Genomic DNA, 11,596 nt, shown 5'->3' with positions numbered 1-11,596 from the left:
GAACAGGGCGCCCGTGAAGGAGCGGTCTTTATTCAAGATCATATCATAGAGGCCACCCAAAAAACCTTTGATGATTTTGCAGGGGGGGAAACAGATAAGAAAATGCTCAAGAAAATTTTAGGAATATAACACTTATACTATGAAAAAATATTATGTATTGATTGCATTGGCCTGCATTGTGCTGGTAAATTGTAAGGAAAAAGAGAATAAGGAAGAAGTGCTGGCCACAGAAGAAATGTCTATGGAAAATACAAGTGATATGAATGAGAACGATTGGATAGTGCTGTTCGATGGAACTTCTTTCGATGGCTGGCATGTTTATCCCGGGAAGGAAGTGCCAGACGCATGGGAATTGGAAGATGGCGCCATGATACTTAGGCCCAAAGAGGCCAGGACCGACGGTAACAGGTTCAATATGGTAACAGATAAGGAGTATACAGATTTTGTTTTATACTTAGAATGGATGGTTACAGAAGGAGCAAACAGCGGTATTATGTGGGGAGTTGTTGAAGATCCTAAATACGATGAACCTTATTACACGGGTCCTGAGATACAGGTGTTGGATAATATCAACCATCCGGATGCCAAAAATGGGACCACGCACCAGGCGGGTGCCCTGTATGATATGGTAGCCCCTTCCGCGGATGTCGTAAAACCAATTGGGGAATGGAATGTCTATGAGATCACCATAAACCATAAGACCAATGAGGGGATTGTGGTGCTTAATGGCACAAAGATCGTTGAGTTTCCGGTCACCGGGGAAGGTTGGGATACCATGGTGGCTAGTTCAAAATTTGCGGATTGGGAAGCTTTTGGAAAATACCAAACCGGGAAGATCGCACTGCAGGATCATGGTGAGAACATTAGCATAGGATATCGAAATATCAAGATAAAAGAACTGTAGATGAGAGGTATTATCTTCACAGTGCTGACAGTACTTTTGTACTCCTTTAAACAGCATGGAGAATGAAGTAGTACTAAAGATCAGGAAACCATAATCGGAGTAATTGATTATGAAGAAAATTCAGGAATAGAGCCAACTGTACCTGAGGAGGCCGAAATATACGAACGGGCACCTCCTACGGCAGCTCCCTTTGGAGATAATACCAGTGTAAGTTTTCGAAATATCTGGGTATGACAATAACATAAACCTAAGGGGAAATACAGAGATTCAGGCAAGAGAAATTAAGTACCTTTGGCCAAAATAAACACAAATTATGATCCAATCCATGACAGGATTTGGGAAGCATGTTGTACAGCTTCCAACAAAGAAGATCACCGTTGAGCTTAAATCGCTTAACAGCAAATCACTCGACCTTAATGCAAGGATGCCTCCGGCATACAGGGAAAAAGAATTGGAATTGCGGAAGATCATCGCAAGTGCTTTGCTACGTGGAAAGATAGACTTTGGCTTATATGTTGAAATTACCGGAGATGAAACTTCGTCAGAGGTCAATCAGGCGGTAGTTAAGCAATACATCAAACAATTAAGAGCTATTGCGGACGGAGATGATCTTCGACTTATGGAAATGGCCCTTAGATTACCCGATACCCTGAAAACAGACAGGGATGATATTGATAAAGAAGAGTACAAGGGCATCCTGGAAGCCTTGAATGAAGCCTTAAAAGAGATCCAGAACTTTAGGTCTGAAGAAGGCAGGATCCTGGAAAACGACTTTGCCGCTCGTTTAGATTCTTTGAAATCTTTACTGCAGAAAGTGATGGCCATGGACCCGGAACGTCTGGGGGCCATTCGCGAAAGACTCGATAAAGCCGTGGCCGATCTGAAGGTGGAGGTAGACGCCAATCGTTTTGAACAAGAGCTAATTTATTACCTGGAGAAATTCGATATCACCGAAGAAAAGGTTCGTTTGGAGAACCACCTTAATTATTTTAAGGAGACCATGAGCTCTGCCGACTCCAATGGTAAGAAACTGGCGTTTATTAGTCAGGAAATAGGCAGGGAGATCAACACTATTGGTTCTAAGGCCAATTATGCACCCATGCAACAATTAGTGGTTCAGATGAAGGATGAGTTAGAAAAGATAAAGGAACAAATGCTGAATGTCTTATGAGTACAGGAGGGAAACTTATTATTTTCTCAGCACCTTCGGGTAGTGGGAAAACCACCATTGTACGGTATCTGCTAGAGCAGCCTGAGCTCAATCTGGCATTTTCAGTCTCTGCTACATCCAGAAGCAGGAGGGGGAAGGAGAAACAAGGGGAGCACTATTACTTTATGAAACTTTCCGAATTTAAGCAACACATTAAGAACGATGATTTTCTTGAGTGGGAAGAGGTATACAGAGATAATTTTTACGGAACACTAAAGAGTGAAGTGGAACGCCTATGGGCCGAAGGGAAGAATGTGATCTTTGATATTGATGTAGCCGGCGGATTGCGGATAAAGAAGAAATTTCCTAAAGAGACCCTGGCGGTTTTTGTAAAACCCCCCAGTATAGATGAGCTTAAAATCAGGCTAAAAAAGCGCAGCACTGAGTCTGATGAAAAGATCAATATGCGGATAGCCAAGGCCTCTGTGGAGTTGGCCACAGCTCCTCAATTTGATAAGGTGATAAAAAATTACGACCTGGAGAAAGCCTTGCATGAGGCCCATCAAATGGTAGCCGATTATATTGGGGTAGTGCCTTCCTTCAAAAAGAATGAACCAAAAAGCTAGGGCTATTAGTCAGCCTGCATTTCAATATTCATCCCTATCTTTGCGGAGCTTATGAAGCAGGTTGGACTTTTTTTCGGCACCTTTAACCCAATACACATTGGTCATTTAGTGATAGCCAATCATATGGTGGAATACTCATCTCTGGATGAGGTTTGGTTCGTTATTACCCCCCAGAGTCCCTTTAAGGTCAAGCAATCCTTATTAGATAATCATCATAGGTATCAAATGGTTTTTGAGGCTGTACAGGAATATCCAAAATTAAAGGCAAGCACTATAGAATTTGATTTGCCACAACCTAATTATACCATTCATACACTCGTACATTTAAAAGAGAAATACGGAAAGGACTTCTCATTTTCCCTTTTGCTGGGTGAAGACAATCTTAAGAGTTTTCACAAGTGGAAGAACTACCAAGAAATCCTAGCAAACCATCATTTATACGTCTACCCCAGGATATCTGCAGGAATAATTCCGGAGCAATTTAAGGAGCAGCCTAAAGTTCATAAAGTAGATGCACCTATCATGGAGATCTCTTCTACCTTTATTAGAAAAAGCCATAGAGCAGGCAAGAATGTTAGGCCAATGCTGCCGGAGGCGGTCTGGAAATATATGGATGAAATGAATTTTTACCGCTAAGTTATTTGGGTGTTCCATTCAAAAAAAAGGGTCCTGCCTTTTTTGACAGAACCCGTTATTCCTTGTTTTCATTTATACTAAATTAAGCCGGGGTATCAAGCACGAATTACAGGAATGTACCTATATCATCTACTTTAACCCTCATTTTTTTATCACCATTTTTAAGCATAAGTTTATAGACCTTTGTCGCGCCGTTATCTTCGGTGTAAGTAACGCGATAAACATCTTTAGTTACGGTCCAATTGGGGAACCTTTTTAATACGGCAGTTTTAACATCATTAGGTAATGTTATGTTTTTAAATTTTTCGATGGTCCTAATAATCTTGCCGTCATTGTCATATTCGGCAACAATTTTTCCATCAGGAATAAAGAAGGAAACTGTGTAAAATTCAAAATCATCCTGATAGAAATCAGCTTCCGTTACATCATAAGACGCAACCGCACGTTCCAACATTTTAACCGGAATAGCAGCAGTCTTAGAATTGGTCGCATTCAAATATTTGAAGTTCATAGGTCTAATGACCACTTCAGAAAGCTCTTCAACCTTTACATCCTGGGTAAAGACTGGGATGGTTAATCCAAGAGCTAATAAACCAAGGATTACTTTTTTCATGGCATTTGAATTAGAGTTAATAATGACCTATCTAGTACTCAAGGACTGTAAATTTAAGCGGTAATAAGAAAGAATGCAATGATATTAATCAGTTGACCTATATATTAGGTAGGTAAATAAAAAATCTAGTCTAAGTCCCTGTAGGCGGTAAGCAAATCTGTGCCCAACAATTGGTTTTCCTTATTAGTATACCAGCTCCTTTTTTTTGGGATCTTCATCCCTCTTACCTCTTCTATCCCATCTAATAAAATATACTCTCCATCATTTTGCGATTCGTCATGGAAGAACTGATAGATCTCCATGGCATAGGTAGGAGGATCGAAATAGAAATACCATGTATCCTTCCCAACCTTTTCCTCATAGGTAACCTTAAGAATCAGATATTCCTTTCCTTGAAAAGTTTTTCTATGAACAGCAGGAGCCAGGATGGTACCATTATCTCTTAATTTCATGGGAAGTCCGTAGAGATAGGTGTAATAATTTTTCATTATTAGTATTGGGCCGCAATTATTAGCGTTGGATTTGGAATCTTCTTTTGGCATGATCGTTCTGCCGTTCACGGTAAAGCTACACGTTCCTTTATTAAATATCTCTGTAGTGGTGATAGTGTCTGTCTTTGCAACCAACTTAAAATAATCAGAAGGGAAATCTAGCGTAACTTCACTAGTTCGGTTGCTGTTATTTGGAGTTTCCATAGTAATATACAAGGTGCCTCGGAACGATTCCCAGGCAGTATTGGGATCATGATATTCGATAGATTTTGCCAGGAGCGTATTTGGAGTTATTTCCTGAGAGATACCTACAAAGGAATAAATTGAAACCAGAACAAGTAAGCAGTATTTAGCCATGGGTATAAAATTTTATCATCATTAGTTGTAGTGCAATTTCGAATATTTATTTTAAATTGATCGACTAGAGTCGACAACTACTTTTAACAAAGCTACCCTATGGAGTTCGGATTTGGAGATATATTACAATTATTAGGGGCCCTTGGCCTCTTTCTCTTTGGTATGAAAGTGATGAGTGATGCCCTTTTACTTTTAGCCGGGAATAAAATGCGGGGTATTCTGGCCACCATGACCTCCAATCGGTTTCTAGGCATTTCCACAGGCTTTTTAATTACCTCCGTAATTCAATCCTCCTCTGCAACTACACTCATGGTAGTGAGCTTCTCTAATGCTTCCTTATTAACCCTCACAGAATCTATAAGCGTTATTATGGGTGCCAATATAGGTACAACCATTACGGCCTGGTTAATAACGATCCTTGGATTTAAGGTGAGTATGAGTGCCATTGCGCTGCCTTTAGTAGGGTTTGGGTTCCTGTTTATGTTCTCAAAGAAAGAAAATTTAAAAAACTGGGGTGGGTTTATCATAGGATTTGCCATCCTCTTTATTGGGTTACAATTTTTAAAGGAAGCCATGCCTAACATCAATGAGAATCCTGAGATCCTTCAGTTTCTGAACAGGTATGCAGACATGGGGTATGGGTCTATACTGTTGTTTTTATTTATTGGCACAATACTTACAGTAGTCATACAATCCTCCAGTGCTACCATGGCCTTAACTCTTATCATGACAGCAGAAGGATGGATCCCGTTTGAGCTGGCTGCAGCCATGGTGTTGGGAGAAAACATAGGAACCACCATTACAGCTAATTTAGCGGCTATTGTTGCCAATTTCCAGGCAAAGAGGACAGCCAGGGCTCACTTAATATTTAATATTATAGGGGTAGTGTGGATGCTGATTTTGTTCTATCCTTTTTTAAGCCTGATCAGTTGGCTTACCCAGCGCTTAGGTAGCGAATCGCCTTATTTGAATGCGGCAGCCATTCCGGTGGCTATCTCTCTATTTCATACGGTATTCAATGTGATGAATACCTTTCTTTTAGTTTGGTTTATAACTCCGATCGCCAAAATTGTGGAATGGGTAGTTCCGGAGAAATTAGAACTGGAAAGAGAAATAGATGAGCCAAAATATTTGAATGAGAAAATAGCACAATTCCCTGAAACAGTGATCGCTTCATTGCTAAGTGAATCTAAATACCTATTTCAAAATGCTATTTTCGAAATTGTAACACATGCCTTGAATATACATAGAGAGGACATTAAATCTAGCCTAAAGGCTAAAAAGGTGGTAAAAAAGTCTATGGTGGATATGAAAACCGATGTACGTGCCTTGTATTTGAGTAAGGTAAAGACCATTTATGGTGAAATTATCCGATATGCTACCAATGCACAAAGTACCCTAAAGCTATCCGAAATTCAAAATAACCGGGTTCTGGAAATTAAAGTGGCCAATAGAAAGATGGTTGAAGTCATCAAGGACTTAAGGGAATTAAACAGGAACGTTACAATGTATTCATCCTCTCCCAATACAAAAATTAAAAATGAATACGATAACTATAGAAAGCTAACTGTTAAAGTACTTCGGGAAGTCTATAATCTTCCCATGGATGAGACCATAGAGACATATCAAAAAATACTGATGGATCTGAGAAAAAGAACCAACAAAAAACTTAAGGCAGACAATGAAGTGATAGATCGCTTGATCCGAGAACAATTAATTACAACAGACATGGCTTCTTCATTAGTAAATGACCATGATAATGTGCGCAACATTCTCAATAACTTAATTACGGTAGCCGAATTGCTGTATTGCAGACGAGATACGTTACTAATTCCTAAAGGTGATCAAAATCTGTCCATGGAAGCGGTGGCTTAATAATCTAATAGTAAACCCCGCCATTATTTCAAATGTATATACACTCTTGAAAATAAAAATCTAAAAGAGACCTATTCTTCGATGGTTGGAGGCTCAATAGACTTATCATGTTTTGAATAATAAAGTTCCAAAAGTTTCATGGTTGCTTCCATAAGATCCTTTGTTTCCAACAATAAAGAGAAATATAAGACCGTGTTTTTAGGACTCGATTCTTCTGAACGAGTACGTTTAATTTGTTTCTCAATCTTTTCGGAAACCAAATTGTACAATCGCTCCTTCTGAGTAAGAATTACCCCAATCTCTTCATAGGAACCATTATCGAACGCCTGCTTGGTTTTGCCAAATAGAGACTCTAGTTCCTCATTTATTTCTGTTAATTCTTTAACCTGATTGAATTTTAATTTCTTGTGATTGTTGTTAACATGCTTGTGGCTGATCTTTGTGATATATTCCAGAGATTGGGTTATATCTGTTAGATAGCTAAGAATGCTTATATAGAAGTTACTGGCCTCTAAACTGGTATCATCCAGATTTTTAATGAAATAGAACAAATGGTCGCGGAGTTCATCTATTTCGTCAGATAATTTTACAACATTACTTTTGTTCTTTTTAAGCTTATCCAGATCTTGTTTTGCCAATCCTTCTATACTATTCCTGTATAATTTGCTACTGCGTTTCATGGCATTAGAGATATTCGAAGAGCTTTCCGAAATTACTCCTTGGATAGAGCGGCTTTCTGTTTTTACAAGCCTATCCTCTGCAAGTATGGCCTTAGATTTCTTGTTGTAAGAAATATAGTTACGGGCCAGCAACAAAATAGCGACAAACAATAAAATGGCTATAGCTGCTCCTTTGCCAAAGCTTATGATAGCTAGAATAATTCCAGAGGCAACAAAGGCGATGATAGCAGTTAAGAACCAGCCACCAATTACATTAAGAACTCCCGCAACTCTGTATACAGCACTTTCACTACCCCATGCCCTATCTGCTAAAGAAGTACCCATGGCTACCATAAAAGTTACATACGTTGTGGACAAAGGCAGTTTATAGGAGGTAGCAATTGAAATTAAAATTCCGGCAACCATTAGGTTAACAGCAGCCCGTACCATATCGAAAGCAGGTAACTCGTGAACTTTGCCCTCCGGTAAGGTAATTGCCAGTTTTTTAAATCGGGAATCGACTTTATTCGTCCAGGAGTTGGGCAACACAGTTGCAGTGTATTCAGATACCATCATAGTAAATCGCACCAGATTTCGCGATAAAAAATTAGGTTCAAAGCGCTCTTTAGTATCAGATTGTCTTGATAAATTAATTTCTGTATCCGCAACATAGCGTGCCTTTTTTGAAAACCATAAGGTAGCCACCATCACCATGCCGGAAAGAAACAATAAAATGGTTGGGGTTGGCACTTTAGTCGCTAACACACCCATACTAAATTCTGTAGCCGGTACGCCTGAGACGACCCAAGCTTCATAAGACTGATAGGCGGCAATAGGAACACCAATAAAGTTTACCAGATCATTCCCGGCAAATGCTAAGGCCAGGGCAAAGGTGCCTACACCTATGATCAGTTTATAAATATTCACTTTAAAAACAGAAGTAAGTAAAAATGAAAGTATAGACCAGAAAACTAAACTTACCGCTATAATAGAGTATACCTGGGCTTCCAGGAATTTACTGATCGTTACACCTCCAATGAGGTCATAGGACTCACCGGCGTAAGGAGTTCCTTTAATACCCTTCATAAATATAAAGTAGGTGATAGCCGATAATGCGATACCGCCAAATATGGCACCTACCCATTTTGCTTTACGCTCAAAGTCATAAGATAACAGCACACGTGATACCCATTGAACAAAAGCACCAATAGAAAAGGCCACTACCACAGACAAGAGTATTCCCATGATGATCTCAAAGGCTTTGGAAGTATTTATATAGTTAATAATATCTCCCATGGTGCCACCATCAACACCAATCTTTATAACAGACATTGCAACTGCTGCTCCCAATAACTCGAATACAATTGAAACGGTCGTTGAGGTAGGCATCCCCAAGGTATTAAAGAAGTCTAAGAGCAATATATCAGTGATCATAACGGCCATAAAAATGAACATGATCTCATTGAAATAAAACTCCCCCGGATTAAAAATTCCCTTCCGGGCCACTTCCATCATACCACTGGAAAAAATCGCTCCAAAAGCGATTCCCAAACTGGCTACGATCATTATCGTCCTAAAAGAGATGGCCTTTGAACCAATGGCCGAATTGAGGAAGTTTACCGCATCATTACTGACTCCCACCACTAGATCTGCAACTGCCAGGGCAGCTAGTGCAATGATCATTATAAAGTAAATATTTTCCATAAGGTCTTTAAAATAAGGATGTAAATATCTAAAGTATCTTTGTTAGCTGTGTTATGTAATAGTTATTTCTAATTTAGAAATGAACATCGAGTTGTAATCTGAACATTACCTCATTCGTTCCGTTATCTATCGAAAGATAACTTAAATCTGATTGTACTTTTAATTTGTGACCAACAATATACTTTGAAACTCCAAAAGTGTATTGCGATTCCGGAGCCCTTCCAGTAATTCCTTCATCTAATTTTATATTTGTATACCTTCCTGAAACTTCCCAATTAGAGGGAAACAAATAACCGCTCTGCAGGTTTATTCCGTTGCCTACCCATACCACATCACCTGTTTCAGTCCCATCAGAATTTTTTGCTATAGGATCGTCAGCATCCCGGTCGGCATATTCCCACATAAATGAGAATCCGTTGTATTTGAACATCCCATCAAAGAAAAAAGTATTGATGGTAGTCTCATATAAGCCGGTGTCATTTAACATATAAGAACCCAGGTTACTTCTCGTTTTAACGGCATCACTGTTAATGTCATAATTGACAGCAAACATAAGTTTAGGCTTTTCTTCTCGTTTGAGATCACTACCGCTGTAATCACCGTCACTTACAAATTCGCCAAAGGGTAAAAATTCGAGTCGACCGGTATACTGATAACCTCCCAGATTTCCATCAGTAATATTTCTTCCCTCACCTTGAGAAAAAGCTATTTTTTCCCTTACAACAAAGGAATCTGAAAGATCGAAATGATGTCTAAGCTGAAACCCCATATCGCGATCTATATTAAACCTGCTGTTTACCAGTGATCTGTCTACTTGCTGCAGATTTCCTGATGAGATAACCCTTTCAATGTTCCCAGGCAGTTTGGTTTGTCCAAACCAGAGTTCAAAGTTTTCGTAAAAATTCCACATTACCACGGCATCCAGGATATAGCGAGGGGTATTACGCGTAAAATCTGACACTCCTGATATATCCCGATTGGAAAGACCTAGCTCTAATTTATATCTAAGTTTAGGAGAATAGGCATAACCGTCGAATTTTAATCTGGCCCGGCGCACCAAAAAATTTGTTTCATTATCTGAAAAAATACCATCTGAGTCATCCTGCCCTTCTGAAATGGCAAGGATCTGCATACGAGCAGCGATCTTCATTGTAAAGGAACTGTCCTTTCCAACCAGGTTAAACAGGCCCTTGCCAAAAGCGGGGGCGTTGGTTTCTTGTGCTTGTAATGGAAAATAAAATAAGGATATAAGGAAAAAAAAGAGAAGTTGTAACTTCATGTCAGTATTAGTTTTTGTCGAAGACAAATTACGGAACTAGATGTTACTTAAATGTTACCTAAAGATTATTAAAAATAAAAAAACTGCCTTGGCCAAAGGCAGTTAGCAGCATTCATAAATAATAGTCGACAAAAACTAATAATATATATGAAGTACTTAATTTATGTAATTAATTACGTTAACAAAGATCAATGTTAAGTGTAATATAAAAGTAATTCAAATATTAAATTATCATTAAAATAGCATTGGATAGTTGATTGGGAATAGACTAAAAATCAATTATTTACGTTGTTAATGTAAATTATATGTAAAGAAATCGTTGCTTAAAAGTTAAAATAAAGTAACTTTACATGAAGATAATTTCAAGTTAGACAAGATGAAAAGATTTACCTGCACCTTAGTACTTCTACTCGTAACCGTTTATTCTTTTGGGCAAAAAGAGAAAGAGCTCAATATGAATGAAGAAACAGGATTAATAGAAGCTGCCTATTTCCATGATAATGGCCAAATAAGCCAAAAAGGCACTTTTAATCTGGATCGTAAATTACACGGTGAGTGGATCAGTTATAACGAAGAAGGAGATATCATTGCTCAGGGATCCTATGAAAGAGGTCTGAGAACAGGCACCTGGACCTTCTGGCAAGATGGCACTATGAAGAAAGTGGAGTATAACAATAATGTTGTGGCCAGTGTTGATGGGAAAAAGAGCAGCAATACGCTGGTAAAGAACTAAACGGTTAGACATTTAACCGCATAAAACATAAATCCCGCCATTGGCGGGATTTATGTTTTTAGCTATTCAATAAAAGATACTTCTCTAATAAGTTGTGAGAGTGTTACTTATTTCTCACCCCGATTATTTAGGCTGGTAGGCGCCAAAGTTTGTACTTCTTTTTTGGCAGTATCTATAGTTGCCATATCATCCAGGCTTAGTTGCTTGGCTCCAAGACTTTTGGTTAGACGTACCACTTTATCGTTTTCTACCTCAACGGCTAATTCCAGGCTTTCATATCCAAGATAATCTATAACCAGGGTATAGTTGCCGGGAGCTATTCCGGTCATTTCAAAATTACCATGAAAATTGGTTTGTACTCTTTTAGAAGTTTCTTTTAAATGAACTTCAGCATAGATCAAAGGTTCATTAAACACTTCCTGATCAAGGATAGTACCAGCTATGGTGCCTTGTTCTTGAGAAAACATGGCCAAAGAAGAGATAAAGAAAAGAAAACCAAGAAGTTTTTTCATGAATAATTAATTTCTGATACAAAGGAACTCCTTCTATGTAAAAATAAGGTTACGTGC

The 11,596-nt window shown here is 38.7% G+C and carries 11 protein-coding genes and 1 pseudogene; 7 read left to right on the top strand and 5 right to left on the bottom strand.

Features of this window, described 5'->3' with window-relative positions; all coding sequences use genetic code 11:
- The 5 genes and pseudogenes from Q0X72_RS06410 to nadD form a co-directional block, all read left to right on the top strand.
- Nucleotides 1-129: pseudogene (locus Q0X72_RS06410) on the top strand (sugar phosphate isomerase/epimerase); the annotation flags it as partial.
- A gap of 10 nt (nucleotides 130-139) precedes the next feature.
- Nucleotides 140-904, top strand: a complete 765-nt coding sequence (locus Q0X72_RS06405; RefSeq protein WP_297763043.1) for a DUF1080 domain-containing protein — start codon at nucleotides 140-142, stop codon at nucleotides 902-904.
- A gap of 313 nt (nucleotides 905-1,217) precedes the next feature.
- On the top strand, nucleotides 1,218-2,075 hold the full coding sequence (locus tag Q0X72_RS06400; protein WP_297763040.1) for a YicC/YloC family endoribonuclease: 858 nt from the start codon (nucleotides 1,218-1,220) through the stop codon (nucleotides 2,073-2,075).
- On the top strand, nucleotides 2,072-2,680 hold the full coding sequence (gmk, locus tag Q0X72_RS06395) for a guanylate kinase (protein WP_297763037.1): 609 nt from the start codon (nucleotides 2,072-2,074) through the stop codon (nucleotides 2,678-2,680). Before Q0X72_RS06400 ends, gmk begins: the two co-directional genes overlap by 4 nt.
- A gap of 51 nt (nucleotides 2,681-2,731) precedes the next feature.
- The gene (nadD, locus tag Q0X72_RS06390; protein WP_297763036.1) at nucleotides 2,732-3,316 is read left to right on the top strand and encodes a nicotinate (nicotinamide) nucleotide adenylyltransferase; all 585 of its coding nucleotides are present in this window, start codon (nucleotides 2,732-2,734) and stop codon (nucleotides 3,314-3,316) included.
- 106 nt (nucleotides 3,317-3,422) lie between these two features.
- Here the strand turns inward: nadD and Q0X72_RS06385 are convergent, their stop codons facing one another.
- Nucleotides 3,423-3,929 (bottom strand): nicotinate-nucleotide adenylyltransferase, encoded by a 507-nt coding sequence (locus Q0X72_RS06385; protein WP_297763034.1) that lies wholly within the window; start codon nucleotides 3,927-3,929, stop codon nucleotides 3,423-3,425.
- A 125-nt stretch (nucleotides 3,930-4,054) separates the two neighbouring features.
- On the bottom strand, nucleotides 4,055-4,777 hold the full coding sequence (locus Q0X72_RS06380; RefSeq protein WP_297763033.1) for a DUF6503 family protein: 723 nt from the start codon (nucleotides 4,775-4,777) through the stop codon (nucleotides 4,055-4,057).
- A 99-nt stretch (nucleotides 4,778-4,876) separates the two neighbouring features.
- Between Q0X72_RS06380 and Q0X72_RS06375 the strand changes: the two genes are divergently transcribed.
- Nucleotides 4,877-6,652 carry a Na/Pi cotransporter family protein gene (locus tag Q0X72_RS06375; RefSeq protein ID WP_297763032.1) on the top strand — a complete coding sequence of 592 codons (1,776 nt, stop codon included), beginning with the start codon at nucleotides 4,877-4,879 and terminating at the stop codon, nucleotides 6,650-6,652.
- A gap of 71 nt (nucleotides 6,653-6,723) precedes the next feature.
- Here Q0X72_RS06375 and Q0X72_RS06370 read toward each other — a convergent pair whose 3' ends face one another.
- On the bottom strand, nucleotides 6,724-9,015 hold the full coding sequence (locus Q0X72_RS06370) for an inorganic phosphate transporter (protein ID WP_297763031.1): 2,292 nt from the start codon (nucleotides 9,013-9,015) through the stop codon (nucleotides 6,724-6,726).
- A 73-nt stretch (nucleotides 9,016-9,088) separates the two neighbouring features.
- Nucleotides 9,089-10,294 carry a porin gene (locus Q0X72_RS06365; protein WP_297763028.1) on the bottom strand — a complete coding sequence of 402 codons (1,206 nt, stop codon included), beginning with the start codon at nucleotides 10,292-10,294 and terminating at the stop codon, nucleotides 9,089-9,091.
- 376 nt (nucleotides 10,295-10,670) lie between these two features.
- Between Q0X72_RS06365 and Q0X72_RS06360 the strand changes: the two genes are divergently transcribed.
- Nucleotides 10,671-11,027 carry a nicotinic acid mononucleotide adenyltransferase gene (locus tag Q0X72_RS06360; protein WP_297763025.1) on the top strand — a complete coding sequence of 119 codons (357 nt, stop codon included), beginning with the start codon at nucleotides 10,671-10,673 and terminating at the stop codon, nucleotides 11,025-11,027.
- 107 nt (nucleotides 11,028-11,134) lie between these two features.
- On the opposite strand, the gene Q0X72_RS06355 is transcribed toward Q0X72_RS06360, so the two are convergent.
- Nucleotides 11,135-11,539 carry a carboxypeptidase-like regulatory domain-containing protein gene (locus Q0X72_RS06355; protein WP_297763022.1) on the bottom strand — a complete coding sequence of 135 codons (405 nt, stop codon included), beginning with the start codon at nucleotides 11,537-11,539 and terminating at the stop codon, nucleotides 11,135-11,137.
- Between the last annotated feature and the right edge of the window lie 57 nt (nucleotides 11,540-11,596).

Origin of the sequence: uncultured Muriicola sp. (assembly GCF_947258935.1) — a bacterium.
Classification (GTDB): domain Bacteria; phylum Bacteroidota; class Bacteroidia; order Flavobacteriales; family Flavobacteriaceae; genus Muriicola.
Note: the sequence above shows the minus strand (reverse complement) of the source record. Positions and strands in the feature narration are given on the sequence as shown.

Coding starts and splice junctions, on each gene's coding strand:
- Q0X72_RS06405 (WP_297763043.1), top strand. CDS start 140: ATGAAAAAATATTATGTATTGATTGCATTGGCCTGCATTGTGCTGGTA.
- Q0X72_RS06400 (WP_297763040.1), top strand. CDS start 1,218: ATGATCCAATCCATGACAGGATTTGGGAAGCATGTTGTACAGCTTCCA.
- gmk (WP_297763037.1), top strand. CDS start 2,072: ATGAGTACAGGAGGGAAACTTATTATTTTCTCAGCACCTTCGGGTAGT.
- nadD (WP_297763036.1), top strand. CDS start 2,732: ATGAAGCAGGTTGGACTTTTTTTCGGCACCTTTAACCCAATACACATT.
- Q0X72_RS06385 (WP_297763034.1), bottom strand. CDS start 3,929: ATGAAAAAAGTAATCCTTGGTTTATTAGCTCTTGGATTAACCATCCCA.
- Q0X72_RS06380 (WP_297763033.1), bottom strand. CDS start 4,777: ATGGCTAAATACTGCTTACTTGTTCTGGTTTCAATTTATTCCTTTGTA.
- Q0X72_RS06375 (WP_297763032.1), top strand. CDS start 4,877: ATGGAGTTCGGATTTGGAGATATATTACAATTATTAGGGGCCCTTGGC.
- Q0X72_RS06370 (WP_297763031.1), bottom strand. CDS start 9,015: ATGGAAAATATTTACTTTATAATGATCATTGCACTAGCTGCCCTGGCA.
- Q0X72_RS06365 (WP_297763028.1), bottom strand. CDS start 10,294: ATGAAGTTACAACTTCTCTTTTTTTTCCTTATATCCTTATTTTATTTT.
- Q0X72_RS06360 (WP_297763025.1), top strand. CDS start 10,671: ATGAAAAGATTTACCTGCACCTTAGTACTTCTACTCGTAACCGTTTAT.
- Q0X72_RS06355 (WP_297763022.1), bottom strand. CDS start 11,539: ATGAAAAAACTTCTTGGTTTTCTTTTCTTTATCTCTTCTTTGGCCATG.